A 25,986-nucleotide genomic window follows, 5' to 3' on the forward strand; every position below is an offset into this window, starting at 1 on the left:
AGGGAATTAAGTATTGGACATGATGCCACTTGATGGTCAGTGCATTTCACTGTATTATACAATAATGCAATGCATCCCATAAAAAAGAGGTGAGGAATGTCCACAGTTCAAAAAAGTCTTCGCATTCCAAAGGAAATTGCGGAACCTATTCAAGATATGGCCAAAGCTTCGGGGCGTGACTTTACAGCAATGGTCAACGAACTCGTCAACGAAGCTGTGAAAATGCGACGATGTCCCGGAATCGTATTTGTTGATGGTCCATCTGGGAGGCGGGCCCATATTGCCGGCACAGGGCTTGATGTTTGGGAAGTGATTGCCGTCTACGATAGTGTTCATCAAGATCTCTCTCGCCTACGTAAATCATACCATTGGCTGCCTGAAACCCAATTGAGAGCTGCCCTAGGATTTTACGCTACCTATCCAAAAGAAATACAAGAATCGATGGTTGCCAATCGGAATTGGACTCAAGAACAACTAGCCGAGCGATTTCCTGCTCTCATCTCTCAGAAATAGTGAAGTTTTATCTTGATGAAGATTTAAGTCAGAAAATTGCTGAACGATTGCGTGCCAAAGGTGTCAATGCAGTGAGTGCGCACGAGGTCAAGGCCGAAGGATTGTCTGATGCCCAACAATTAATGCGAGCCAATGAGGAACAGCGTTGTGTCGTAACAAGAAATCGGAACGATTTTATTTCCTTAACCCTTCAAGCTTTTCACACGCAAAAACCTCATCATGGTGTCTTAATCGTTCCCTATACATTTCCCGGAGACCAATTTGGTATGTTGGCAAAGGCCCTTGCCAACTACGCTACCAAGCATCCCCAAGGCCTTCCACCCTACACCGTGGACTTTTTGTAAGGACAGACCTACCTATAAAGAAAAACAAAATCTTGTGCTCTCAGCCTTACACAAAACCAATGGCCGCCAACTCGAGTCCGCTAAATTATTGTGAGTCAGTCACGTGACGCCTTGGAAAAAACTTCAAAAGTTTTGGATTACGAGCGACGTGAGTTAGACCTTCTCACCTTTTATAGCGAAACTAAATACGTTCCAGCTGAGGTTGATCAACGAACCCTGCGCGATACAACTGATCATGATGAAGGTTATGCCCGCTTGGATGCCAGGCAGACGGTTGACGGTTCAATAACGAAGGGTTATAGCGAATCCAAATACGTTCCAAACAGGAAAATACAACGAACTCAGCGCGGTACAACGTTTCCACCAGCGGAAGTTATTTGAAACGGCTATAACCAGCATTCCGTAGGTCGACATGTAACCGATTCCATAACTGGAACGGCTATAACCGAACTCCGCACAATATCGCTCGGTACAGACAAAGGCTTCAGCCTCCGTTTCCATTACAGTAAAATGTTAAGTTAACGAGTTAACGTTTTACTGTTAACGCCATGGTATCACAAAAGCCAACCACAACATAAACAATTGATTTTATTTAATTAATTCCATAAAAACATACACAAGACTTTGGCATATACATTGCTCAATACATAGGAGTAGGAAAATTTCTAAACAATAGGCAAGTGAAAAGGAAGAATACATGGAAACACTCACGAAAGATCGAGACCTCCTCCATCAAGAAGGATTACAAGGCAATATTCCTTCGAACCAGAATCCTACCCCTTTCACAAGCCAGTTAATCGTAGACGTCCGGACGCCTGGCGAGTTTGAAGAAGTTCATATTCCTCATTCGAAGAACATCCCCTTGACTGAACTGGAATCGTCCTTACCTGAACTAGTAGAGGCAGCCAAGAATTACAAAGAACTCACGCTTGTTTGCCGAACTCAGAATCGTGTGAAACTTGCGCATAAGCAGTTAGCCGCTCATGGAATCCGTAATACCCGCATTTTAGAAGGCGGAATAACACAGTGGACTGCCGACGGAAAGCCTGTCATCCGCGGCAAACAAGGGATGTCACTCGAACGGCAAGTTCGACTCGGTGCGGGAATGATGATCGTGACGGGAGTCATCTTAGGGGTATTGGTGAATCCATGGCTCTTAGTTGTACCGGCGGCAGCGGGAATTGGGTTAATTCATGCCGGGTGGACCGACTCCTGTTTGATGGGCATGATATTGGCCAGATTGCCATACAATCGTAGAACTCCGGTATTAAGAGAAGGCGTAGTTCTCTGAGATGATCAAGGATGCAAAACGGAGTATGTCTGACAATATAAGGAAGAAGGAGGATAGATCATGAAATGCACACGATGCGAAGGCTTAATGATATTTGATCGATTATACGGGCCAGACGAGGCAATCTTTGACTTGCCAATTTGGCGCTGCCTGAACTGCGGATCATCCGTTGATCCATTGGTGTTACAAAAACGGCTATCCGAGGCCAAGGGAAAGTACCTCACATCAGAAAAAGAAAATGTGGCGTAATTTGGGAACATCGATGAAAACATCTATACTCGTAGGAGTGTGACCGAGGGCCGGATAGGTTTCATTTATTATTTCAAGGAGGTTGCGATGCGTCGATCAATTCGTTCAGTCATGTATCTCTGTGCTCTAAGTTTTTTGGCCATGGGCTGTATGACGACACCCGCGATGAGTGGAGGGAGTGCGCCAACCGATGGATATGATATTCATATCCAGGCTCCGCATATGATGGCAGATGGTACCGTCGGTGGACCGTACCATCATTATTGCAAAGGTATTTCAGATGAGTTGCTGCAATGTCAGCTATACGAATCCACCGACGCCAACGCGAAACTTGTGGCTATTGAGTATTTTATTTCAAAAGAACTTGCGAGAAAAAATGTTCCGTTAGTTCAATGGAATCGAGCCTTCCATGATCACCAAGTTGAAATCGATACCGGACGCGTTCAAATCCTCGACGTTGAAGATCCTGCCAAAGTCAAAGCCTTGGCGGAAGCTGCTGGGAAAACTGATGGCGTGATCATCCACCTCTGGGGCAAAGGTCAGGTAGTCCCGGATGGAACGGTCTCAACGCCCACCTCGCTCGGACACGTCTTTCGAACAGAGTAACCCCACAACACAGGGAGAGCAGCAGAACGCTCTCCCTGTGTTCTCTCAAACACATAATTAGTAAGGAGTATTCGTGATGCCTAGGACAATAGGAACGCTATGGGTGTGTGCTCTTCTGGCTCAAAGCCTTTGGCCAATGAGCAGCGGGGCCGCCAATCCAGACGTATTGAAACCCAGAGTGCCGCAGGATCAAATAGCCGAAGCCCGATCCTGGCAGAACCCCTTTGCATCATCACCGGAAACCATTGCACAAGGGAAAAAGATTTTTGAGGGAAAAGCCTTTTGCGTGACATGCCACGGCCGCGACGGCAAAGGTCTAGGCAAGATCCCGGGACTTGTCGGAAAACTACCCCGAAACTTCACAGATACGGCTTGGCAGGCGGCACGCACAGATGGCGAACTGTTTTGGATTTTAAAAAACGGGAGCCCAGGAACCGATATGGCGTCATTTATTCCATTAGTCCTCACGGAAGATGAGGCGTGGCACATCCTTTTGTACGTACGATCATTTGGGAAGCATGATTGACAAGAATGCCATGAGTCATGATGAAGACTCCTGTTTTTCTTTTTTCACTCTGGTTCTTGACGATCGGGTTTTGGGAAGTCGCAAAAGCGGAATGGACTCTCAACCTGGAAGGGACGGTCTTTTATACGGATGATGTGAGCCTCTTTTCTGCCGCCCAACGACTGTCGTTACAGGAAGACCCGACGCAACCGGTCATCGATATGACCGATCAAGGGGACGATGTGGTATTCGAGCCAGTCCTTACAGTCGGAAAGACGTTTACCTCTCAATTAGGGACCACGACGTTAACTGTTCGTGGACAGGGATTTGTCTTTGAGGAGCACTCGCGTTTCACTCACGGCACGTATGGCGTCCAACTTAAACAGACATTGCCCTCAAAAACGACACTAGGCCTGCAATATCACTATGGTCCGAATCTATGTTTAGGGAACAATACGAATCGACGAGCTGAAAGTGAAAACTTGGCGGAGGAACGGGTGACCACGTATTTTTGGACGGGGACCATTGAGCAAGAAATTGTAGATAACCTCATACTTCGCATGTTGGGACGTTATGGCGTTCGTTTATACAACGCAGACTTTCAGCAACGAGATACCCACTTTTGGACCATCGGGCCTCACGTGGATTGGGAACTACGACCAGGGATAGCGTTGACGGTAGGCTATCATTTTGAACGAGGGCTCGCGGACGGACGTCATCAGCCTCAATTTCGTGACGATGTGTCCTACATCAACCATTATGCCTCAACGGAACTGGAAGTTGACGTGTATGAGAATACGATCTTGGGGTTGGCCCTTCATTACGAACGGAACAATTCGACGAGTGACCTTGCTGGGGATGAACGGAACGGCGGAACGGAAGATGTCTGGCAAGGGGACATTGAGGTCAAACATCAATTATCAACAGCGGTACAGATCACGGTCGGCTATCAACGCTCACAGCGCAAGGCGAGTTTTGAGCCAAGCACGATTATTGATAGCAATGTGTGGATCGGTGGGGCATATCAATTTTAATTCTCAAATGACTGTCATTGCAGGAGGCCTCCCATGATATTCAGGCAATACTATTTAGAGTGTTTAGCGCATGCGTCGTTTTTGATTGGAGACGAAGAAACACGGACTGCAGTCATCGTCGACCCACAACGAGACATTGATCAATATGTCAAAGATGCTAAAGAACAGCAATTAGAGATTCGCTACGTTTTTCTCACGCATTTCCATGCTGATTTCGTGGCTGGACATCTGGAGTTGCGCGATCGAGTAGGGGCAGAAATTTGTCTCGGGGCTAGAGCCCAGGCTGACTTTCAGTTTCGATCAGTCAAGGATGGCGCACGCGTAGAGCTTGGAACAGTCCAGCTTCAGATACTTGAGACTCCTGGGCATACACCAGAAGGCATTTCCATCCTCGTCTATGATTTGAAGAAAAGCGGTTCCATCCCCTACGCGGTACTTACCGGGGATACATTGTTCATTGGCGATGTGGGACGCCCAGACCTCATGGCTTCAGTGGGAGTCAGCGCCGATGAGTTAGCGGGGATGTTGTATGACTCCTTACAGAACAAACTTCTACCGTTACCCGACGAAACGCTTGTGTATCCTGCTCATGGAGCCGGATCGATGTGTGGAAAAAATCTGAGCACTGACACCTTTTCCACCATGGCAATACAACGACGATACAATTATGCCTTACAGCCAATGAAGAAAGATGAATTCATACAACTCGTGACCGCGAACCAACCAGAAGCCCCAAAATATTTCAGTCATGACGCTATGCTCAATCGGACTGAACGGCCAACACTTGATCAGGTTCTGGAAGAAGAACTGAAACCCTTAACCCTTGACGATGTGCTCCAATTACAAAACTCCGGGGCTCACATATTGGATGTCCGTGACCCAGCAGATTTTGCCGGTGGACATCTGAAGGGAAGCATAAACATTGGGCTCGGCGGTAAATTCGCGACGTGGGCTGGGATCATCCTTTCGCCTCAAAAGCGTATTGTCATTATTGCTGAACCAGGACGTGAACCCGAAGCCGCAACGCGATTAGGTCGAATTGGGTTTGATCAGGTCACAGGGTATTTGCGAGGTGGAATGGAAGCCTTGTCTCATCGTGTTGACCTCGTAGATCGCACCGTTCGAATGACCGCCCAGATGCTAGCAGAAGAGTTACAAACGGCTGAGCCCCCGCTTGTGCTTGATGTCCGGAATGAACAGGAGTGGAAGGGCAAACAAATTAGCGGCAGCGTGAATATTTCGGTGAATCATCTAGAGAAACGCGTTGATGAAGTGACTCGAAACCGGCAAATCGTGGTGCATTGTGCATCGGGGTATCGCTCGTCGATCGCCGCCAGTCTCTTGGAAAAACATGGCATCACCAATGTCATGGATCTCGTTGGAGGCATTGAAGCCTGGGGGAAAATTCAATCAGAACCGACCGCAACAGTTCGGTAACAACGAAACCGTAAACAGAAGACCGTTATGCGGGATTCTCCATCATCGCTTTTGATCACTAGGAGGTCAGAATCATGTATGTCGCGTCGTCATCCAACCAATTTTTAAATTATGTTCGAGTAGGTATGAGCAGTGCCCTGCTCATACTCGGTAGCGGAACACCCCTGTTGGCCGCCGACCAGCAGCAGGCTGAAAAAACGCTGACCACAGTTTGCTCAACGTGTCACAAAATTAAAGGACAAGCTCAAAGCCGATTTGAAATACAGGCCCCAGACCTCATGTGGGCTGGCAGCAAATTTCAAAAAGACTGGATGATCGATTGGCTAACGGGCAAAGAGCCGACGATGTACCAGAAGTCATATCGATGGGATCAGAGCCAAAAGCCAACGCCTCACATGACCGTGTCTGACGAAGAAGCCCAAGCGCTAGCTGAATACATCGAGACACACCTCCAAGATCCACGCGTCAAGAACAACGCCATTGATATGGCCACGTTTAGCAAACAAGAAGCAAAGTTTGGGGAGGAAATCTTTAAGCAGCATTCATGCATCGGCTGTCACCAGATCATGGTGGATGGGAAACAGACCGGCGGTCCACAAAGCACATCGTTTTTTAATTCGGGCCAAAGACTCAAAGCCGACTGGATCTATCGCTTTAACTCCAATCCCCCGGACTTCGTCCCGCACAGCGGGGAATTTGTGGGCGATGTGAGTGAGCTCGGCCTCCGGTATGTCACCGGGTTTATTGCGACACGCGGCGTCGAGGACTTTCCCTTTTACGAACCTTGGAAAAGCGAGGAATTTGACCATCCTCGTGTCGAAAACGGAGCGCAGATATACAAAGAGTACTGTGCCCAATGTCATGGGGCCGAAGGGAAGGGCGATGGCCCGGCGGCGTCAGGGTTAGAACCCAAACCGGCAGTTCATGCCAATATTCCCTTTGACAAAATTCCTCTCGATTATCTGTATAACGTGATTTATTACGGTGGGAAAGGCGTTGGGAAGTCATCATTGATGCCTTACTGGGGACTGACAATCGGCGGAAAGCAAGGTGTGGCCGATGTGATTGCCTATTTAAAGACCACGTTTAAAGGTGCACCCGAAACCGCAAGCACAGCGTCAGCAGTAGGCGGACCATCAGGGGTATGCCCACAACCACGTAACACCAAGCAAGCGCCAGGCAAGTTTCGAAAGCTGACGAACCCCTTGCCGAGTTCACCGGAAAATATCAAGGCTGGTGAAAAACTGTTTCACGAAACGGCACAGCCCTTGGCCTGCAAACAATGTCATGGAGACAAAGGTGATGGTAACGGCCCAATGGGCGCGGCATTAAATCCACACCCTCGGAACTTTACCTGCGGAAAGACCATGAAGGATATTTCTGATGGACAGATGTTTTGGATCATCAAAAATGGCTCACCCGGTACAGGCATGATGGCCTTTCCGGGAATGCCGGATAATCAAATCTGGCAGCTCATTCATTATCTGAGGCACCTTGCTCAATAAGAGAATGACGAAAATAACGGGTTCACTGTTCAAATGTTTGAACATTCATCAACATTATTCATTTACCACAAAAAGGAGAGCGACATGGATCTCACATGTAAAAAACAGACGGTTTCAAATGGGGCATCTGTATGATGGTCGTCGCATTCGCATTGAGTCTTGCAGGGCCATCCTTGGCAACGGACGACTGGAAAGCCAAGATCAAGCCGTTAATTGAAAAGACGCATACCCAAATGGAGCTCGCTCTCACCGAAGCAGAGAAGGCGCTGGGCCCCCATCGAAAAGGCAGTGCGTGGGTTCGAACCCATATGCAACGCGCAGTGAACATTTTAGGAGGCCAGCAAAATCCAAGTTACTTTGCAGGGTTTCGTGATCCATTTCATGAAAAGGTAGGAAACCCAGGTGATGGGATCGGCCTTATCCACCATTTAGAAGATGCTGAAATGGCATTAGAAGACCAGCAGGCACCCAAAGAAGTTGGGCAAGCGGTGGACTTTGCGTTACAACATACCCTTCAGGCAATTGAATATGCCATGAATCCGTCGCCTGAGCTGGGATTCGGCATATGAAGTAATGTCATTCCACCGTGATTTTTCATTGATCACTTCCCCCTTCTTTCATCCTTGATGACTGGAAGGGGGAGTCGGAGGTTCTAACATTTCTTAGAGTCTTCATAGAGAAACGGAATTGGGTACAAATCTTGAGACAGGGTTCGTTTTAAAACTCTACCCCAATGTGTCTACCTTCATGATGCAAATGTCTCACCTATCAGAATCAAATTTGATTCCCATTAATGAACAGCCAAACGTTTCCATCGTCAAGAATCATCTAATCACAGAAAGATTGATGATAGCGATGGAGGAAAATCGATGAATACTATGGTATCAATTGTCATGAATTATCAAATAGGTGGTAGAATGAGGAATCTCATGCAAGTCTTGTCGTCTGTAAGAGACCGAAAATAAAACCGTAGAGAAAGAATTTAATTCGCGATGTCATTATGGCCAAAAGATTCATTTGATCTGCTATTGAATAAATCCGAGTTTCTACTCGGCAATTGGAGAAGTGGTCAAGACTTCTTCGACGCATTTCGGACTGACTATTAAACAAAAAAGGTCAGATTTTTTATCAACAGACATACGTCAAGGAGATAACCATGAAGATCAACAAAAAGTTATTCGTGCTCTGCGTTGGAATTGCAATGAATTCAGCATTTCTTTGGACAACCACTCCTCTCGCATTCGCAGACGATTCATCAGACACCATGAAAGAACAGTTCGGCCCCGTGCTGAAATTAGAGGGTAAAGCGCGACAGGAGATTAATGCGATTGCCAATATTCTCGGCCCCGACTCAAAAATGATTCCGATTGATGCCACCAAGGCAAGTGGAGAAATGTGCATGCTCGAGACGGTCACCAAGCATAATATGATTCATTTCTCCGAGACACCTGAGAAGACACATGAAGATGTCGTCTACTTCATTAACCCAGCCACGTTTATCGCAAACGGCCTAGATGTGACAAAGCTTCCACGTCATCCCAGTGAATTAGGCAAAATGAAACCCCTGCAATGGTACTACTATGACGGCACCTATGTAGAGCCACACCAGGGTGGGCAATTGAATAAAGAATTCGTGATTATGTCAGTTGATGTGAAGTAATCGTCTGAGAGAGTTTTTTCATGAACGACAGACAGCAAGAGAAAATACAGCATAGAATCATACCCTATGTTCTCTAAAGAACACTGCTAGCTCTTGAGCCCCAGACATCGCCACACAGACACAAGACATATCAATTGATATGTCTTGTGTCACTCCTCCAATACATTTAGGTTGTGTGTGTGTGAGGGTCGACCGAACTTCGAATTTGCGCCCATGATCGAGTAACCAATGAGCTTAATGATGTTATCTCGAATAGCCAAATCAACAAGGCCCCATTAATGTATTTCGCAAAATAGGGGTCAGGCATGCTTATTGATAAATAAGCAATTCTATTTTGAATCAATAAGAAGATTTTTCTATAGTATCCAGCAGGGTTTGGGGTTTTGCACAGAAGAATGCATATTTTTCGGTTTCGCCAATCCTTCATGACTAAAACCCTATGTTTTGTCCTTTGCTAATCGAAGTTTTTCTCGAATCTTCTCATGTCGTCTGCCTAAGAATCGACCGGTGAACAACCAGAGTAAGGCAATTGGTATGGCGGCAAACGACATCTGCGAGATCGACATGCCGAATGCATGCAAGGCCGACCCCACCCAGGTGCCCGTCATATCGCCTGCGCGATGGACGACGGTATCAATGACATTTTTGGCCTGATATTTCTCGACTCGTGGAACCACGGTAAAGAGCGTTTCTCTCGTGGGTTTGGTGAGAGAAAACTCTCCTGCTCGACGTAGCACGCCAAAACCAATCAACACCGACAACAGTGTCGCCATCCCGAATATGCCAAACCCCAAAATGTTCACCAATGGCATGGCAACAAGCAAGGCGGTCACGCCAAGATAGGTCAGCAACCGACCAGTCACAAACATTTGTATGCAGACTGTGAGCACGTTGACGACTAGATCAACAGATGCGAACAGTTGCAGGCGGTCCTCGGAGTTCGGAACGACCTGCGGGACAAGGATCGTTTGTTGCGAATACAGGAACGTTGAGAGGATGGAATAACACACCAAATACATGCACATAGCTTGCAAGTAAGACGAGCGAGCGATTTGAGCAATGCCTATCCATAAACTTGGCGGCGACTCGTGGTTCATCGACGATGCCAGATGCTTAGCCCCTAAATCCTCTCCATGCCGCTCGTTAAACCAAGCCAGCAATGCCATGATACATCCCACAGCCATGAGTAATAATGTCGCAGAGACAAGTAATAAACTGGCGACGCCAAGCCCTTTTACAGCCGTCGCTGTAAACAACGGTCCACTAATAGCCCCTAGACTCCCCCCGGCAGAGATGAAACCAAAATACCGTCGAGCATCCTCGGTAGAAAAGACATCAGCCATGAAACTCCAAAAGACAGACACGATAAATAAGTTAAACACACTGACCCACACGAAAAAGACCGGGGCTAACATGACCATCGTTATTCCGACCTTGAGTGCAATGAAAAACCCAATCAGATTGACGATGAAAAACATATAGACGGTTGGAAGGAGACGACGAATAGGAAGACGACTGGCTGCCCATCCAAACAATGGAACGACCGCCAGCATCGTGAGAAAAACGGTAAAGAAAAACCAAGGCAATGCATGCACACCCGCAAGGACGCCCATTTCATCGCGTACAGGTCGAAGAATGTAATAGGCTGCCAGCACACAGAAAAAATAGGCAAATGACCAGAGCAGCGCGCGCACTTCATTGGGGTGCACGAAAACAACCCATCTGAGCATTCGATAGAGGAGCGTGTTGGAAGAACTAGACATGAAACAGTTGTTGCGCGTGCACTATAGCGCAGAATGAGAAAGGGGGCCACTGACTGCAGAGTCGGGATAGGGAAAGGTGGGAATATTCCGTCGAGATTGAGATGTTCGTTCTGACTCTACTCCTTCTGGATTCCAGAAGAAGTAGAGCTGAGAACACAATCAGTACTTAGTCGTCTGAACTATCTCTATCTGGCAGAGGCGGCAGGCCGTGGTCCGCCACTCCGTCGATTTGAGCCAAATCGACGAGGCTGTTCCTGACCCTGCCCTTGACGTGATGGTCCGTTACGGTTAAATCCAGGACGTGGGCGTTGACCGGTGTTCTGCGGTGTTGGTTGAAATCGTGGTCGACTCCCTGGCGCCGATGGAACCGGTTGCCCCAACAGTTTCTCAATCTCTCGCATATGTCGAGAATCTTCAACCGTCACGAAACTGGTGGCGCTACCTACGGCTTTCATACGTGCGGTACGACCTAAACGATGCACATAATCCTCTGGAACATTGGGAAGATCGTAATTGATGACATGTCCGATATTGGCAACATCAAGACCGCGAGCCGCAATGTCCGTCGCAACAAGAATCTGAAAACGTCCACGGCGAAAACCTTCTAAGGCCGTGCGGCGCTGAGCCAGACGACGTCCTCCATGAAGAACCGCCACTCGATGTCCGCCACGTTCCAAGGTTTCCCCTAACCGATCGGCGCGATGCTTGGTTCTGGTAAAAACGAGGACCGATTCGCCTTTGCCTTTCAAAAGAGAAAGAAGCAGAGGGGTTTTGTCTGAAGAAGTCGTATGATGAAGCGTCTGAGTCACGCCAGTGGCTAAGGTCGCCGACTTTGACACCATGGCTCGGACAGGGTCCTTGAGGGACATCCGCGCAAGATCTCCAAGATTTGTCGGCATTGTGGCCGAAAACAAGAGAGTCTGCCGTTCTTCTGGCACCGCTTCCATAATCTGATTCAGCTGTGGGGCAAATCCCATATCGAGCATGCGATCCGCTTCGTCTAACACCACAATCTGAAGCTGGTTAAACCGAATGGTGCCTTGCCACATATGATCCAGCAAACGGCCTGGAGTCGCGACAATGATATCCGGGCGTTGTCGCAGCCCTCGTATCTGCGCATTCATATCGGCTCCACCCACAACAGTCGTCGCAAAAATTCGACGAGATCGTCCCAGACGATCCACGGTTTGTTGAATTTGAATGGCTAATTCTCGAGTAGGAGCTAAAACAAGCCCACGAGGGGCCCCTTTGGCGCCTTGAGCCAGCCGTTCAATCATTGGAATGATAAAGGCCGCTGTTTTCCCGGTACCTGTCTGGGCACAACCCAGAACATCACGACCTTCAAGGGCCGGAGGGATTGCTTTGGCTTGAATAGGGGTAGGTTCTTGAAACCCGGCTTTGGTTAAATCTTGTAAGAGAAATTCAGATAAGCCAAGCGCACTAAACGATAACGTCTCTTCGGACGTGGAGTCAGAACTGGACATAGAGATATTCCTTAGTTTTTAGAAAGGGATCGTATTTACACGTGGTCAGAAAACCGATGGAGGCAGAATTGGGAGGAAGTCCGCTCCGAGCAGGATCTGGTCGCGATACGATCGCGGGGCCCGGAGTATTGCTAGCGTCAGCGTCGCCGGACCGATTCAACAGTGACTAATCAGAGAGTACTGTAGAATTCCCGTAATGTCAAATTAGTAGTTTCCTTCGGGTACCTTGATATTATGCAGAAGGCTCAACATAACGTAGGTAATCGGAAGGCGAAGAATAAAGCTTCTTAAGGTTGTGACATTGCAGGAAAAACGAGTACACTACGCATCTCTCAATCGTTGAGAGTCCAACTTGACAGGACACTAGCCCCTAGCGACAGTTTGTGAATGGACCATAAATTGGGGACCTGGGAATTCACCTATATCACGAAGAAGGAGTAGATTACGATGAGTAGTGAGACACCTCGGTATGCAATTGGTGATTTCGGCACCGTCATTAAATTTACCGGCAGTGATGCTCCCTCCGGCACTAAACCGTTGGTAGAGGCTGATGGGACGACCATGACCAAAGCTGGAATTGGGTTTTGCAAGGCTAGGGGAATCGCCTCACCCAATGCTGAAGTGCTCCGCGTCTTATGCGATCAGTATCATTCATCAGTATTGACTGAAGCAGCGTTAGCCCACGATCGAACACTCGACCTGATGAGCGAACGTATGGATAAGACAAAGATTATGTCCGAACGTCTCCGACTTGACTGGGAAACTCAAGACAAGGCCTACAAGGCCAATGCCACAGCGAAGAAGTAAGCGTTCATGGAGAGAGAGGGATCGCATCATTAGCGATCGTCCCTCGTGAGTTACGCTGTAACCGTCAGCAGCCCATTGAACGAACGACGTAAAGACACGTGTTGCCAACAATCTGCTGACAGCACGTTGCATTAAATCCCCCTATAGGGTAGTTTGATAGAGATAAAGAATTCATTGTCCTGTGCGGAACAAACCCTCCTCCGGCGAGTCCCGTCGGTTGTGTGACGAAACATCCTGAACAGACTTTGAAATGTTCTCGTGTCCGGAATGGTCGTGGCTGTCATGGCCCCGTCGTATGTTTGTGTCCACGAATGGGAACTGACTTTCTCGTCATTCCAAGCGCCGACTGACGGTTGCCGTATGATAGGACGAGATGCCAGCTATAGTGGACGCCAGTATCTGGGCAAACCAGTGAAAAAGAATGAGCGTCCAAAGTCGGATGTGGGGAGCGAGCTCTCGTGCCGTGAATGATTGAGCCTTACGTATTTCACATACCTAATTTTATTGTTTCGCTAGAACCCTTCCCTTGAACCTGAGGGTGGGTGGAGATGACGATCATGCCTCAACAAAAACGACGAAAGGACATGCGTAATGTGGCCATTATCGCGCATGTCGATCATGGCAAGACCACCTTAGTGGATGCGCTGCTTCAGCAAACCGGAGCATACGTCTTCAAAGAAGGTGAAACCGTCATCATGGACTCGAACCCTTTGGAGAAAGAGCGGGGCATTACAATTTTTTCAAAAAATGCTTCCCTTCAATATAAAGATCATCTCATCAACCTTGTGGATACGCCTGGACATGCCGACTTTGGCAGTGAAGTCGAACGAATTCTCCGTATGGTAGATGGAGTTTTACTGCTTGTTGATGCATTTGAAGGACCCATGCCCCAAACAAAATTTGTCTTAAAAAAGTCCTTAGAACTGCATCTGAAACCCATTGTTGTCATCAATAAAATTGACCGCCCAAATGCTCGTCCGACAGAGATAGTCAATCAAACCTTTGACTTGTTTTGCGAACTCAATGCCACGGATGAACAACTTGATTTTCCTATCGTCTATGCCTCAGGCAAAGATGGACTGGCCACTCTTGAGTTAGACGAAAAACCCACGGACATGAAACCGCTGTTGGACACCATCATCCATCGCGTACTTCCACCAGTGGCCGACCCGGACTTGCCGTTCCAAATGCTGGTCACGATTTTAGACTACGACACCTATATTGGACGTATTGCCGTAGGGCGTATTGTCCATGGGACGATTCGAGTCGGCGCGCAAGTGGCCTTAGTGAAACGCGATGGGAAAGTTGTCAAAAGTAAAGTGACGAAGATTTTAGCCTATCAAGGACTCGTACGAGTAGAACGTGAGCAAGCTCAGGCCGGAGACATTGTTTCCATTGCCGGGATTGAAGATGTTCGTGTTGGTGAAACACTGGCTGCGCCGGAACATCCTGTGGCCTTGCCTACCGTCAATGTCGATGAACCAACCATATCCATGAACTTCTCCCACAACACCAGTCCGCTTTCAGGAAAAGACGGTGGACGGTTTTTAACCTCTCGGCATATTCGTGAACGATTAGCGCACGAAGCCATGATGAATGTGGGAATTAAAGTTGAAGAAGCCGATGGGGGCGAGCGATTCACGGTATCCGGTCGAGGCGAACTGCATTTATCGATTTTAATTGAGACAATGAGGCGGGAAGGCTACGAGCTAGAGGTGTCCCCACCGAAAGTCATTTTCAAAGAAGTCGATGGCGATCGCCTGGAACCAGTTGAAGAGGTTGTCATCGAAGTCGACCCAGGGTATCAAGGCGGAGTCATTGAAGCATTAGGCAATCGACGGGCAGAACTCAAAGACATGCAACAAAGCTCGGTCGGCACAATCCGCATGGTCTTTCACATTGCCTCCCGTGCCTTAATGGGCTTCCGTAGTGAACTGCTGATGATGACCAGAGGGACAGGGGTGATGTCGCAAATCTTTCACGAGTATCAACCGTTCAAAGGCGAAGTGCCGCGGCGTTCTGCCGGTGTCCAAATTTCGCATGGACCTGGAAAGGCCGTCTCCTACGCCCTGTGGGGGTTGCAGGACCGAGGGGAAATCTTCATGCATCCTGGCGATGCGCTCTATGAAGGGATGATTCTCGGTGTCAATAATAAGGGGCAAGATTTGGTCGTCAACGGAATTCGAGAGAAAAAACTCACCAACATCAGAGCCGCGGGATCTGATGACGCCATCAATCTCATTCCACCACGAGAGTTAACTCTGGAGTTTGCGCTGGAATTCATTGAAGAGGACGAACTGGTCGAAGTGACTCCGAAAAATATTCGTCTCAGAAAACGTTACCTCACCGACAATGAGCGTCGCTCGGCAAGGAATTCCGCCAAAAAAGGATAAGGTTGAGAAACAAACGACGTCTATAGCGAAACCAAAAACTTCCAACCAAATTTACATCATGTACACAGCGCGATACAACTGATCATGATGAAGGTTATGCCCGCTTGGATGCCCGGCAGACAGTTGACGGTTCAATAACGAAGGGTTATAGCGAATCCAAATACGTTCCAAACAGGAAAATACAACTAACTCAGCGCGGTACAACGTTTCCACCAGCGGAAGTTATTTGAAACGGCTATAACCAGCATTCAATAGGACAACCTGTAGATTCGGCATTACTGGAACGGCTATAGCAATCTACACGTAGCGAGGAGTCTTGAGCATCTGCGTGTGACTCTGTCCACAAACTGAAAAGGGGTCTGTGCGTCAACCACACAGACCCCTTAGCTTTTTATCGGCTTGCCTTCACATGCACGTCAAGGAACGAAAACCGTCAGTTACCTACCAACGGCCACCCTTGCCTCCACCGCCTCCACCAAATCCACCGCGGCCTCCAGGAGACCTTGGCTCTTGAGGACGCGCTTCATTCACCGTCAACGTTCGGCCATCTAATTGTGTCCCATTGAGAGCAGCAATAGCTGCATTGCCTTCGTCGCTTCCTGCCATTTCCACAAAACCAAATCCCCGCGACTGCCCTGTAAATTTATCGGTAATAATTTTCACTGACTCCACAGTCCCATGTGCGGCAAACAGATCATTCAACTCGGCTTCACTCGTAGCATACGGTAAGCCGCCCACATAAATCTTCAAACTCATAGAGGTTCTCCTTGTAAAAACGTAATGTGGTGTTGGACTCGAGAAGTTAGGAAAGGACGGGCCAAAGACGCGAAATCAACACAGCGACCTAGCTCAGACTTTCGAGCAGACTCCCGGGAAAAACAACGCAAAGACTCGGACCTCAACTCTTGTTCGACACTATAACGCAGGTCCAAAACGTTAAAGTGAAATCACGGTAGCATACTGTCTAGGGGAAGGCAAATATCAAAATGCGATTCAAATTTCCTCGTTCATGTGACAAATAAAGGAACTTTTCCGCAAGGGATACACGATAGATTTCCGACCCCATTTTCACGTACGACGAGCCAAGGGACCGCATAGTCCAGCCACGATTCGACTCCACAGTGTTTGGTACGTTTCTTGTCCCTGCAACATCCCACAGTACCGCTGCAATACTCCCTGATAGGGACCTGGAAATGTTTTTCCAACCCAACGATGCCACGAACGAGGTACGCCATACACCAGACGCCCCAGCCTGGAAGCAATCTGAAATTCTCGACCGAATTCGTTGATCACGGCACGTTCATATTCTTCGAAGCGTGGGGGCGAATGCTGCAATGCACGGATAATACTCGTCCCTGCTAGCTGTCCAGACCGTACGGCATAGTAGATCCCCTCGCCTAAGAGCGGGTCAACGAGATGTCCGGCATCTCCCACTAATAGCGCATGACCCTGAACCAACCCATTATTCCACCGTCCATTCGTGATACCGGGGGATCGATTAAACACCGGAATCGGGTGTCCTAGCGGAGATGGGATTTTATATCCGTCTAGCGTCGGTTCTTCCCGCGTAAACTGTTGAAAGCTTCGCTTGGGTCGATTCATTCCCCGCACAAACTCGCCAACGCCAATTGACAGCCCCTGTTGTTTCGGAAAAATCCAGCCATAGCCCTTCTTGGCCGCATTGAGACTGATCAATGCCGTCTTGGCGTAGGCATGAGCCTCTGGCGAGTGCGACAGAACCTCACTCTCCAATGCCGGAATTTTTTGGAGTCGACGATGCGGAAAAAGCTGTTGCGCAACCAGACTCATCGCCCCATCCGCGCCAATAACAACCCGCCCATGATACCGGCTTTTGGCTGTCCGGACTTCGATGCCATCAGGCACCTTCGTGAACATCGTCGCGGGTTCATCTTCATGAACTTCGGCGCCAGCCTTCAACGCCCTCTCGACCAACCATTGATCAAAACACGACCGCATAACCATATAGGCAATCGGTTTCTCGGATTCAACCAAATACGATTCCTCCGGTCCGTACGAGAAAATCATACGATGGACAGCATCTTCAATGACCGTGTGAAAGTCTGGGGGCAAAATCGACTCAATACGGGCAGAAAGCCCTCCTCCACAGACTTTATAACGTGGGTGGGATTGCTTTTCGAGACCCAAGACCGAGAGACCAGCGCGGCATAATTCAAAAGCCGCTGAGGCACCCGCTGGGCCCATACCGACAATGATCACATCATAGGATGGTAAGGCTGGCATAGGCCCCACTCTACCTGAGAGGCCTATGAGTAGACCATGACTTTTGAAGGCCTTCGCTCACTCGTTTTACCGATCCGTGAGGAGAGGGTTGGAACACGTCAGGGTACTAGAAAAGCATCCACCATATTTCGTAGGATTACCCATGCGCCTGCCACCTCTATGACCGAACATCTCCACACGGTATGTTCGTGAACCACATTCTGACATGTGATAGCATTAACGATATAATTCATCAGCTGACACGTTAGAAGGGGCTATGCGTTAAGCGGATACACGATTTATGATTAGATTACTGTTCGTCCGAAGCGTTCGGTAAGTGGATGTTGTAGGAAGTACACATAGCAGAAACTTTTTCTTCCCCTATTCAAAGGAAATGACCATGAAATGCCTTGCCGGACTCTTTAGCTTTCTACTCTTCGCACTCTCCCCGATTGCTGCCTGGACCTATACCGAAGAATCTGTGACAAATGGCGGGGCGATCAGCGGGACCGTCTTGCTTGATGGGAAAAAACCACCGGCCTTAGCCTATAGCATCATCGCCAATCCAGATACGGCGTTCTGTGGTCGAATCTCCACCGGGACCGGGTGGCGCGTGGTGGATGAGTTTCACGTTTCACCAGAAGGCGGCCTGAAAAACGCCATCGTGTTTCTTGAGGGAATCACAAAAGGCAAACCGTTTTCAGACAAAGATCACGCGCCATCGAAAGTGACGGTGGAAGACTGTGTGTTTGAACCCTGGGTCATGGCTGTGCGCGATCAACAGCCTCTGCATATTGTCAATATGGATCCGATCATCCATGATGTCGTGGCGTATGAGACGGCACCATTCGGCAACAAAGTCATGCTCCACCGACCACTGAGACTCAACCCGCACCATCCCAAAGATTTATTGATGGACCACCAACACAAACCCGGCGAAGCAATGATCGATAACGTGAAATTCTCACAAGGTCGTCGAATTTTCTATTTAGAATGCGGGTTTCACCCATATATGCAGTCGTGGGGTATGGCGATGGACAATCCGTACTATGCGATTACAGACGACCAAGGCAACTTCACCTTACCGGACATTCCGGAAGGCGTATACAAACTCATTGCCTGGCATCCAGGCATGGGTGGTTTTCTGGAGATGAAAGTGGTGGTTCTTGAGGGAGATACCCTTCAGACTAAAATGGTCTTTACCAATCCAAAAGATCGACGGATGGCGCACAGTACCATGAAACCCAATTATCGATTCGGCACAGAAGTCCTGGAAAAAGAAGGGAACATCGTCGACATCCAAGTGACGCATGAACATCAAGAACATCACTGAGCGAATTTTTCTAGAATTTGCAGATATCAGGATATTTTCATAATAGAAAAACAGCCGCCAGCTTGGGCGGCTGTTTCGCATTTGTTTAGTTAAAACATCTTAGACCCTGTATCTGGTTCATTTTGGGCATGGCGTAGGAGATGGGGACCTCACAGCTATACAAGAGGGAAATGTCAATGTCGTTATAATTAAAACTTGAATGATACGCTAAATGATCGTATGACATATCGTATGAAAGTCACGACTTTCCTCCCTGATCAGCTAGTCTCCGAGGTTAAAATTCATGCAAAAGGGAAAACACTCACCGAATCGCTCACCATTGCCCTTCAAGAATGGTTACAACAGAAGAAGATTGCCAAGTTAAACCAACAAATCGAGAAGAAGCCCTTAGAATTTGAGAAAGGGTTCACCGCTGAAAAAGTCAGGTCCCTGAATCGACAATCATGATTCTCATCGATTCTTCGGTGTGGATTGATTTCTTGAAATGCCGGCCATTCATCTTTCCCATCGTACAAACGCTTCTCGAAAGGCAATCCATCGTGGCGACAGGTTGTGTATTTGGGGAACTCCTCCAGGGTGCGAAAAATTCGAGAGAACGAGATATTATTTTCGAATATTGGGACAATCTTCCTAAGAGGGACGAGGATGGTCTGTAGGTTGAGGCGGGACTGCTATCGTCACAGCAAAAATGGTTGTCGAAGGGTGTTGGACTGATTGACGCCTTTCTTATCTGCTTTGCACGAAGGCATAAGTTGCAACTCTGGACCTTGACCAAAAAGCTTTTGTCGGTTCTGAATCCTACCGAAGTCTTTATGCCCTCCGTGAAAAACTAACACGCCTTTTCCTTCTCCAACCTCCGAATTCCGCGAATCCAGAGCCAAAAAACAGAAAGACGGAAGGAGTTGGAACCGGTGTCCCGCCAAGGTCGTCTCGCATGACCTCTTGGGACTTACCCTACAAAGATCAACCGTAAAGTTCCAGGTTATTTAATATGAGATTACGATATCTCCAAAATCTCTTGAACGTGAGGAACACTATATCAAAGCTAGCGCGAGGGACCACTCGGCATGAGCCCGTAAGCATCTACTTCCCACCTGCATAGAAAATTTCTTTAGAATTTGTACTTAACCTAGAACGTCCAATAAGGATGAGTATTAATTTGCAATTTTAAGGCATCGGCGCTATAGGAAAATGTTGTTAATTCAATCCTAGTTGCGTATTACCAAAACACATGAAAGTCTTTCTTTCCCATTGCACAAAAGACAAAGAGTTTGTGCAGCAGCTTGCCAAAAAGATGCAAGCTGCTTCAATCAAGCCGTGGCTCTGCGAAATTGATGAGCTGTTTGGAGATGACTTTGTTGAAGAAATCGAACGAGGACTGCGTGAAGCCGATTTGACTCTGTTAATTTGGTCTCCCGACGCAGCACGCTCGGCATGGACAGGAAAGGAATGGAGGTCAGTGCTAGCTCGTGAGACGGAAGAATCAAGGACGCGCCTGGGAATTATCCTGTTACACGATGCAGAAATTCCACAACTGCTCCGGACAAAACACCGAATTGATGCACAGACCGATCAGGAAAAAGCAATCAAAGAGACGATGGAGTGGCTCGTACGGCAGCGTGACATGCGTCAGTTTGAGGAATCGGGAGCTGCACGATTCATCGTCGATTACGAGCCACCGGATTTCGTTGGACGTAAGGAATATTTTGAAATACTTCACGAAGCGCTAGTGGAGAAGAAAGGGAAGTATCTGCTGTGGGGAGGGCCAGGAAGCGGAAAATCAACCCTGGCACTCAAGTTCGCCTGGAAAGTACAAGGTGCATTCGATGCTGTGGTGTTTCAACATTGCGGCCAACGGACAAAAGAGGAAATTGCAGTTGAGTTAGCTGAGCGAATCGGCTTGGACGTAAAGGAACTACCGCCCGAAAGACAGATCACGGAGTCGAAGAAATGGGTATGCGATCGACGAACGCTTTTGGTGTTGGATGATATCTGGAATCTTGACGTGGAAGATCTTATTCCAGGCCCACCGCTGTCGGTAGCCTCACTCTCAATTCTCTGCACCTCGCGACAACGCAGTCTGCCTTGGGTGAAGCGGCCTTGCACGAAGAAAGTCACGAGTTTTGCCGAGGAGGAAACCGAAGCGTTGTTCCGACTCTGGCTAGAGGAAGAGACGGTTTCCCGCCACCGCGATGATCTATTAGCGCTGGCAAATCGGGTCGAACACCTACCGATTGCGGTGGCCGTCGCAGCAGAAATGCTATCGCGCCAATTCGGTCCTCTGGATGAAGAGGCGACAGCCCTTGAGTTGGAACGGTTGCGTAATGGTATTCATGATGTCCCGGATTTGCTGCAACGGGCCATCGAGAGCCAAAGTGAAGCAAACCAACGGTTGTTGCAGGCCATGGCGGTATGTCATTCAGAAGGATTCTGGTTTCCACTGGCTGTCATGACGTCAGGTCTCAACGACAGTGAAAGCAAACAAGTCCGAGACCAATTGGTCAATGCGTCCTTGGTGCAGGTTGTGGATCAAGGGCGACAACGCTTTCGATTGCACGCGCTGCTACGAGAGCAATTGCATCAGTCCTCGACTCATCATGAACTACATACCAGATATCTACGAGCCTTGGAAGATCTGTTTGCCGACTGGGAGACTCGTTGGAAAGATTGTGGAGAATGTCTTACAGAAATCGTTCCTGCTCTCCACTTGTTACATGCTCTAGATTCGAGGGATCGAATTGCATGGCTGGCTTACTATGGATTTTCCACAGGAAGTAGAATTGGTGAACTTCAAACGGCGCTCCATATTCTTCAGCAGGAAGAGGAATTCTGGAAAAACCGAGAAAGTCCAGAAGCCAAAGAGACTTTGCAACGGAGCTACGGCAACCAAGCGCTGATCCTCCAGGCCTGGGGGCAGTTGGGCGAGGCGATGGCGATGTTCCAAGAGCAGGAATCGTTGTGCAAGGGGTTAGGGAACAATGATGGCCTGCAGGCATGTTACGGCAACCAAGCGCTTATCCTCCAGGACTGGGGGCAGTTGGACAAGGCGATGACGCTGCACCAAAAGAAGGAAGCGTTGTGCAAGGCGTTGGGGAATAAGTCTTCCTTAGGCACCTGTTATTGGAGCTGGGGTCTTCTCGCACGAGAGCTGAATGATCGGAAGACCGAACTGGAGAAACTCAATGCGGCGTTTAAGATCTTTACAAATCTCAACATGCCTGTTGAACGAGATGCGGTGAAGAAAGAGCTAGAGGATGTAAAGTGAATGGTGATTTGAAACGTTACAAGATCTCCAGCACCTCTTGCACATGTGGCGCTCCGTAGTCTGCTGAACCTGTGAGCACCCGGAGATTGGGTAGGATTTGCACGACGCCTTCATGGTGAGTGTGTCCGCACAAGGCCGTGAGCTTGCTATCCGGCCTGTCTTGCATGAGCTGAAACAACACATCTCCAACCGCTTTGCAAGTAAAAAACGGCAGCCAGTCGTCGTTGCCGACTTTCCCTTCATACCAGCAGGCTTCTTTGAATGGCGGGACATGCGTCAGGAATATCACATGCGCATACGAGTCAAGAGCATTGGATAGTGTATCCTGAATCGAGACGACAGCTTCATCTCCAAGCTCTTTGAGTTTGTCTATGAGTTTCCCATACTCTAAGCCCGTCAGTTCTTTAATCAATCGAAAGTCATTGAGTCGGACAGGTGTCTGCTCGATATTGCCAAGTCGACCATCGCCCCAGCCATCGTGCCCAACGAGCGCAGTGCTTTTAGTTAATTCAATAACTCGGTCGCCGGTTAGATACGTGAGGCCTTGCTGTGAGTCACACAGTTCTACTGTTGCGTTTCGAACCGAAGAGATCCCACCATAATAAAAATCATGATTACCAAGTACAAAATAGATTGGCTTCTGAATAGCGTCCAGAATTTCTTGGAGGTGGAGACTCAACGTAGGCGCTTCGGCAATATCTCCAGTTATGAATACCCCATCTGGATTGTGTTCATCGATTGAATGGAAAAATGATTCTCGCTTCTGTTCATTCAGGAAGTTCAAATGGATATCGGTTGCCCACGCGACACGCATAATAATCATTCGTTTTCTATAGAGGTGGCCGAGTGACGGGATCTAATGCTATAAGACTTTTAACATAGTTAGAGGTCATTCCAGAACTCATTCATGAACAACACATAGGACTTAACAATGGCCACAGAAAATAGACAGACAGATTCAGGCAAAGAAATCACGACGTTAGGGGGTGGCTGCTTTTGGTGCTTAGAAGCGGCATATGACCAACTGAAGGGTGTAGAGTCGGTTGAGTCAGGCTATATGGGTGGGCAGGTGCAGAATCCCACCTATGAAGCCGTGTGCATGGGGAACACCGGCCATGCAGAAGTCGTGCAGGTAACGTTTGACCCTTCCGTAATTTCTTACCGTGAAATCCTTGAAATATTCTTCGCGATTCATGATCCGACAACTCTCAACCGTCAGGGCAACGATACAGGCACACAATACCGCTCGGCCATTTTCTACCACTCACCTGAACAGAAGACCGTTGCTGAAGACGTAATTGCGACGTTTACAAAAGACAACATCTTTACTCAACCGATTGTGACAGAAGTCGCACCGGCTGACACGTTCTACATCGCCGAAGAGTATCATCAAGAATATTTTGTTCGGAATCCCTCGCAACCGTACTGCGCGTACTTGATTAATCCAAAAGTCGCCAAATTCCGTCAGCAGTTTGCGGAAAAACTCAAGTGATTTCGCATTCAATTCGCAGAGAAAAGCCTTGCCAATGTGTCTTTGATTCTATTCCACGTATTGGCTTGAAGCGTGGCTTGATGCTGGTGAAGGAGCAGGTCTGCTTTTGGGGGACAAAATGGGTATTCTTTTGTTGTGTGTCCGAGTGGATGTGCAATGAGACTCCCATCCGCCCGGTCGGCTGGTCGTTGCGTCACAAGTAATTGGTCCCGTAGTTCAATCACGCAAAACGACTTGTACCCGAGGACATGGTAATCAACGGGTTTGACAAAATCCACACGATGCCGTCCAGTGGAAAACACCACATCCCCGTCTTTGATTGGCCCTTCGGGTCCGTTGGAATAGATGAGCATCGGCAAAAGCAGAATTCCTAAGACTGTTATCCCGATCGGCACGAATGGACTTCGGGAGGTCTGCCCTTCATCTCTTTCGGAGTCTTCGCCCATGTCAGTCTGATCAACTCACACCACCATATGGAACCCCTGCCAGTTCAGCAATCGGTTTTTTAAATGTCGTGAGATCATCGACACAGAACTGATGAAGATGGGTATGGCCACATGCTCTGGCCAGCAGGCTCATGAGTTCGGTCGACGCTTCGAAGAAACGCGCAAGTCGCGCAGCAGACTCTTCAATAATCAGTCGAGCTCGGAGGTGATCTTTTTGAGTCGCAATACCGACAGGACAGTTATTAGTGTGGCAAGCGCGCATTCCAAGGCAACCGATTGCCTGCATCGCCGAATTGGAAAGGGCAACCGCATCGGCACCCAATGCAAGCGCTTTCGCAAAATCAGCAGGCTGTCGCAGTCCGCCAGTGATCACTAATGTGACATCTTGTCGTCCGAGCCGATTCAAGTGCCGACGCGCACGTGCAAGTGCCGGGATGGTGGGAACAGAAATGTTGTCGCGGAAGATAAGCGGAGCAGCTCCGGTTCCTCCGCCTCGACCATCGAGAATAATGTAGTCGACTCCGACTTCTAAGGCCGCATCAATATCTTTCTCAATGTGTTGCGCCGATAACTTGTAGCCAATCGGAATGCCTCCTGTCTCATCCCGCACTTCATCGGCAAAATCTCGAATTTGTGTAATATCGGTCCAATCAGGGAAACGTGGCGGTGAAATTGCCGGCTCCCCTTCTTTGAGTCCACGCACAAGCGCGATTTTCCCTTTGACTTTCGGCCCTGGCAAATGACCACCGGTTCCCGTCTTGGCTCCTTGTCCGCCTTTAAAGTGAAATGCCTGACATTTCTTGACCTTGTCTATAGAAAAACCGAAACGTCCGGATGCCAGCTCATAAAAATACCGTGAGTTCTCGGCTTGTTCTTCGGAAAGCATGCCGCCTTCTCCTGAACAGATCCCTGTGCCCGCCATTTCGGCTCCACGGGCCAGAGCCGTTTTGGCTTCTTCAGACAAGGCGCCAAAACTCATATCGGAGACAAAAAGTGGAATGCTCAGCTTGAGTGGCTTCTTGGCATTGGGACCAATCACGACTTCCGTCGAGACAGCAACATCATCGAGTTGCGGTAATGTGGCAAGCTGTGCCGTGACAAACTGAATATCATCCCACAAGGGAAGTTGCGTGCGAGAAACTCCCATGGCGGCGACCAATCCATGATGGCCAGTCTTCTCCAACCCATCAGCCGCATACCCTTGGATTAATCCCACATGGGGCTCTTCCTCCACCGGATGCGTATCGGCATATGTTCCGAGGTATTCCTGACGATTGAATGGTTGGGGATTGTTGCGTTCCCAGTTGGCAACCTCTTCTTCATCAACCCAGACTTGGTCCTGTTCGATCCAGGCATTGAATTTCTGCAAACGTTCATCATTGTTATAGGCACTAATCCCCGTTTCGAATTGGAAATCCCAGCCGTGTAAGCCGCAAATCAGATCTTCACCCTCTATGCGTCCATCGGCTAAAAGCGCGCCACGATGCAGGCATCGTCCATAGAGAACTGAAACGTTTTGCTCATAGCGGACGATGACAAGATCGACATTGGCGATGAGCGCATAGGTCGGCTCACGATCCTTGAGATTAGCCCATTGTGCAATCGACACTTTCTTCAT

Annotated in this window: 24 protein-coding genes; 17 read left to right on the plus strand and 7 right to left on the minus strand. The window is 48.5% G+C overall.

From position 1 onward, the window contains the following. The first annotated feature begins 96 nt into the window (after positions 1–96). From ACWHX8_RS19240 to ACWHX8_RS19290, 11 genes are all read left to right on the plus strand, one after another. Entirely contained in the window at positions 97–513 is a 417-nt protein-coding gene (locus ACWHX8_RS19240) for a DUF433 domain-containing protein (protein WP_447969754.1), read from the plus strand. Then, positions 513–857: a DUF5615 family PIN-like protein gene (locus ACWHX8_RS19245; protein WP_447969755.1), complete on the plus strand. Its 345-nt coding sequence runs from the start codon at positions 513–515 to the stop codon at positions 855–857. Before ACWHX8_RS19240 ends, ACWHX8_RS19245 begins: the two co-directional genes overlap by 1 nt. A 697-nt stretch (positions 858–1,554) precedes the next feature. After that, positions 1,555–2,148: a rhodanese-like domain-containing protein gene (locus ACWHX8_RS19250; RefSeq protein WP_447969756.1), complete on the plus strand. Its 594-nt coding sequence runs from the start codon at positions 1,555–1,557 to the stop codon at positions 2,146–2,148. Between the two features lie 60 nt (positions 2,149–2,208). Next, entirely contained in the window at positions 2,209–2,397 is a 189-nt protein-coding gene (locus tag ACWHX8_RS19255) for a hypothetical protein (RefSeq protein ID WP_447969757.1), read from the plus strand. Between the two features lie 87 nt (positions 2,398–2,484). Further along, positions 2,485–3,003 (plus strand): DUF1264 domain-containing protein, encoded by a 519-nt coding sequence (locus tag ACWHX8_RS19260; RefSeq protein ID WP_447969758.1) that lies wholly within the window; start codon positions 2,485–2,487, stop codon positions 3,001–3,003. 76 nt (positions 3,004–3,079) lie between these two features. Next, a complete protein-coding gene (locus tag ACWHX8_RS19265; RefSeq protein ID WP_447969759.1) occupies positions 3,080–3,529 on the plus strand; it encodes a cytochrome c in 450 nt (149 codons plus the stop codon). Between the two features lie 17 nt (positions 3,530–3,546). Beyond that, positions 3,547–4,542: a hypothetical protein gene (locus tag ACWHX8_RS19270; RefSeq protein ID WP_447969760.1), complete on the plus strand. Its 996-nt coding sequence runs from the start codon at positions 3,547–3,549 to the stop codon at positions 4,540–4,542. A 33-nt stretch (positions 4,543–4,575) separates the two neighbouring features. Further along, the gene (locus ACWHX8_RS19275) at positions 4,576–5,979 is read left to right on the plus strand and encodes an MBL fold metallo-hydrolase (RefSeq protein ID WP_447969761.1); all 1,404 of its coding nucleotides are present in this window, start codon (positions 4,576–4,578) and stop codon (positions 5,977–5,979) included. A gap of 74 nt (positions 5,980–6,053) precedes the next feature. Beyond that, positions 6,054–7,484, plus strand: coding sequence for a c-type cytochrome (locus tag ACWHX8_RS19280; RefSeq protein WP_447969762.1), 1,431 nt, complete (start codon positions 6,054–6,056; stop codon positions 7,482–7,484). 131 nt (positions 7,485–7,615) lie between these two features. Beyond that, on the plus strand, positions 7,616–8,053 hold the full coding sequence (locus ACWHX8_RS19285; RefSeq protein WP_447969763.1) for a hypothetical protein: 438 nt from the start codon (positions 7,616–7,618) through the stop codon (positions 8,051–8,053). Positions 8,054–8,640: 587 nt separating this feature from the next. Then, a complete protein-coding gene (locus ACWHX8_RS19290) occupies positions 8,641–9,144 on the plus strand; it encodes a hypothetical protein (RefSeq protein WP_447969764.1) in 504 nt (167 codons plus the stop codon). Between the two features lie 437 nt (positions 9,145–9,581). Here ACWHX8_RS19290 and ACWHX8_RS19295 read toward each other — a convergent pair whose 3' ends face one another. Together ACWHX8_RS19295 and ACWHX8_RS19300 are read right to left on the minus strand one after the other, a co-directional pair. After that, on the minus strand, positions 9,582–10,907 hold the full coding sequence (locus ACWHX8_RS19295) for an NTP/NDP exchange transporter (RefSeq protein WP_447969765.1): 1,326 nt from the start codon (positions 10,905–10,907) through the stop codon (positions 9,582–9,584). 185 nt (positions 10,908–11,092) lie between these two features. Continuing rightward, positions 11,093–12,391, minus strand: a complete 1,299-nt coding sequence (locus ACWHX8_RS19300) for a DEAD/DEAH box helicase (protein WP_447969766.1) — start codon at positions 12,389–12,391, stop codon at positions 11,093–11,095. Between the two features lie 447 nt (positions 12,392–12,838). Here ACWHX8_RS19300 and ACWHX8_RS19305 point away from each other — a divergent pair, with 447 nt between their 5' ends. Both ACWHX8_RS19305 and typA read left to right on the plus strand, forming a co-directional pair. Beyond that, positions 12,839–13,198 (plus strand): hypothetical protein, encoded by a 360-nt coding sequence (locus ACWHX8_RS19305; RefSeq protein ID WP_447969767.1) that lies wholly within the window; start codon positions 12,839–12,841, stop codon positions 13,196–13,198. 557 nt (positions 13,199–13,755) lie between these two features. Beyond that, on the plus strand, positions 13,756–15,591 hold the full coding sequence (gene typA / locus ACWHX8_RS19310; RefSeq protein WP_447969768.1) for a translational GTPase TypA: 1,836 nt from the start codon (positions 13,756–13,758) through the stop codon (positions 15,589–15,591). A gap of 441 nt (positions 15,592–16,032) precedes the next feature. On the opposite strand, the gene ACWHX8_RS19315 is transcribed toward typA, so the two are convergent. Then, positions 16,033–16,347, minus strand: coding sequence for an RNA recognition motif domain-containing protein (locus tag ACWHX8_RS19315; RefSeq protein ID WP_447969769.1), 315 nt, complete (start codon positions 16,345–16,347; stop codon positions 16,033–16,035). Between the two features lie 312 nt (positions 16,348–16,659). Beyond that, on the minus strand, positions 16,660–17,853 hold the full coding sequence (locus tag ACWHX8_RS19320; protein WP_447969770.1) for a geranylgeranyl reductase family protein: 1,194 nt from the start codon (positions 17,851–17,853) through the stop codon (positions 16,660–16,662). A gap of 379 nt (positions 17,854–18,232) precedes the next feature. On the opposite strand from ACWHX8_RS19320, the gene ACWHX8_RS19325 reads away from it, so the two are divergent. The 3 genes from ACWHX8_RS19325 (at position 18,233) to ACWHX8_RS19335 (ending at position 22,430) form a co-directional block, all read left to right on the plus strand. Then, entirely contained in the window at positions 18,233–19,165 is a 933-nt protein-coding gene (locus ACWHX8_RS19325) for a carboxypeptidase-like regulatory domain-containing protein (protein ID WP_447969771.1), read from the plus strand. A 231-nt stretch (positions 19,166–19,396) separates the two neighbouring features. Further along, positions 19,397–19,612, plus strand: a complete 216-nt coding sequence (locus tag ACWHX8_RS19330; protein WP_447969772.1) for a DUF2191 domain-containing protein — start codon at positions 19,397–19,399, stop codon at positions 19,610–19,612. Between the two features lie 784 nt (positions 19,613–20,396). Next, complete coding sequence (locus ACWHX8_RS19335; protein WP_447969773.1) at positions 20,397–22,430, plus strand: TIR domain-containing protein; 2,034 nt, start codon at positions 20,397–20,399, stop codon at positions 22,428–22,430. Positions 22,431–22,446: 16 nt separating this feature from the next. Here ACWHX8_RS19335 and ACWHX8_RS19340 read toward each other — a convergent pair whose 3' ends face one another. Beyond that, positions 22,447–23,253 (minus strand): metallophosphoesterase, encoded by an 807-nt coding sequence (locus ACWHX8_RS19340; protein ID WP_447969774.1) that lies wholly within the window; start codon positions 23,251–23,253, stop codon positions 22,447–22,449. Positions 23,254–23,361: 108 nt separating this feature from the next. Here ACWHX8_RS19340 and msrA point away from each other — a divergent pair, with 108 nt between their 5' ends. Then, positions 23,362–23,922, plus strand: a complete 561-nt coding sequence (msrA, locus tag ACWHX8_RS19345) for a peptide-methionine (S)-S-oxide reductase MsrA (protein ID WP_447969775.1) — start codon at positions 23,362–23,364, stop codon at positions 23,920–23,922. Between the two features lie 8 nt (positions 23,923–23,930). Here msrA and ACWHX8_RS19350 read toward each other — a convergent pair whose 3' ends face one another. Then, entirely contained in the window at positions 23,931–24,368 is a 438-nt protein-coding gene (locus tag ACWHX8_RS19350) for a hypothetical protein (protein ID WP_447969776.1), read from the minus strand. Between the two features lie 10 nt (positions 24,369–24,378). Beyond that, positions 24,379–25,986 (minus strand): glutamate synthase-related protein, encoded by a 1,608-nt coding sequence (locus ACWHX8_RS19355; RefSeq protein WP_447969777.1) that lies wholly within the window; start codon positions 25,984–25,986, stop codon positions 24,379–24,381.

It is taken from the genome of Nitrospira sp. M1, assembly GCF_965152605.1.

What these genes read in the sequence shown, in the direction of transcription:
- ACWHX8_RS19240 (WP_447969754.1), top strand. Translation starts at nt 97, where the DNA reads ATGTCCACAGTTCAAAAAAGTCTTCGCATTCCAAAGGAAATTGCGGAA.
- ACWHX8_RS19250 (WP_447969756.1), top strand. Translation starts at nt 1,555, where the DNA reads ATGGAAACACTCACGAAAGATCGAGACCTCCTCCATCAAGAAGGATTA.
- ACWHX8_RS19255 (WP_447969757.1), top strand. Translation starts at nt 2,209, where the DNA reads ATGAAATGCACACGATGCGAAGGCTTAATGATATTTGATCGATTATAC.
- ACWHX8_RS19260 (WP_447969758.1), top strand. Translation starts at nt 2,485, where the DNA reads ATGCGTCGATCAATTCGTTCAGTCATGTATCTCTGTGCTCTAAGTTTT.
- ACWHX8_RS19265 (WP_447969759.1), top strand. Translation starts at nt 3,080, where the DNA reads ATGCCTAGGACAATAGGAACGCTATGGGTGTGTGCTCTTCTGGCTCAA.
- ACWHX8_RS19270 (WP_447969760.1), top strand. Translation starts at nt 3,547, where the DNA reads ATGATGAAGACTCCTGTTTTTCTTTTTTCACTCTGGTTCTTGACGATC.
- ACWHX8_RS19275 (WP_447969761.1), top strand. Translation starts at nt 4,576, where the DNA reads ATGATATTCAGGCAATACTATTTAGAGTGTTTAGCGCATGCGTCGTTT.
- ACWHX8_RS19280 (WP_447969762.1), top strand. Translation starts at nt 6,054, where the DNA reads ATGTATGTCGCGTCGTCATCCAACCAATTTTTAAATTATGTTCGAGTA.
- ACWHX8_RS19285 (WP_447969763.1), top strand. Translation starts at nt 7,616, where the DNA reads ATGATGGTCGTCGCATTCGCATTGAGTCTTGCAGGGCCATCCTTGGCA.
- ACWHX8_RS19290 (WP_447969764.1), top strand. Translation starts at nt 8,641, where the DNA reads ATGAAGATCAACAAAAAGTTATTCGTGCTCTGCGTTGGAATTGCAATG.
- ACWHX8_RS19295 (WP_447969765.1), bottom strand. Translation starts at nt 10,907, where the DNA reads ATGTCTAGTTCTTCCAACACGCTCCTCTATCGAATGCTCAGATGGGTT.
- ACWHX8_RS19300 (WP_447969766.1), bottom strand. Translation starts at nt 12,391, where the DNA reads ATGTCCAGTTCTGACTCCACGTCCGAAGAGACGTTATCGTTTAGTGCG.
- ACWHX8_RS19305 (WP_447969767.1), top strand. Translation starts at nt 12,839, where the DNA reads ATGAGTAGTGAGACACCTCGGTATGCAATTGGTGATTTCGGCACCGTC.
- typA (WP_447969768.1), top strand. Translation starts at nt 13,756, where the DNA reads ATGCCTCAACAAAAACGACGAAAGGACATGCGTAATGTGGCCATTATC.
- ACWHX8_RS19315 (WP_447969769.1), bottom strand. Translation starts at nt 16,347, where the DNA reads ATGAGTTTGAAGATTTATGTGGGCGGCTTACCGTATGCTACGAGTGAA.
- ACWHX8_RS19320 (WP_447969770.1), bottom strand. Translation starts at nt 17,853, where the DNA reads ATGCCAGCCTTACCATCCTATGATGTGATCATTGTCGGTATGGGCCCA.
- ACWHX8_RS19325 (WP_447969771.1), top strand. Translation starts at nt 18,233, where the DNA reads ATGAAATGCCTTGCCGGACTCTTTAGCTTTCTACTCTTCGCACTCTCC.
- ACWHX8_RS19330 (WP_447969772.1), top strand. Translation starts at nt 19,397, where the DNA reads ATGAAAGTCACGACTTTCCTCCCTGATCAGCTAGTCTCCGAGGTTAAA.
- ACWHX8_RS19335 (WP_447969773.1), top strand. Translation starts at nt 20,397, where the DNA reads ATGAAAGTCTTTCTTTCCCATTGCACAAAAGACAAAGAGTTTGTGCAG.
- ACWHX8_RS19340 (WP_447969774.1), bottom strand. Translation starts at nt 23,253, where the DNA reads ATGATTATTATGCGTGTCGCGTGGGCAACCGATATCCATTTGAACTTC.
- msrA (WP_447969775.1), top strand. Translation starts at nt 23,362, where the DNA reads ATGGCCACAGAAAATAGACAGACAGATTCAGGCAAAGAAATCACGACG.
- ACWHX8_RS19350 (WP_447969776.1), bottom strand. Translation starts at nt 24,368, where the DNA reads ATGGGCGAAGACTCCGAAAGAGATGAAGGGCAGACCTCCCGAAGTCCA.
- ACWHX8_RS19355 (WP_447969777.1), bottom strand. Translation starts at nt 25,986, where the DNA reads ATGAAGAAAGTGTCGATTGCACAATGGGCTAATCTCAAGGATCGTGAG.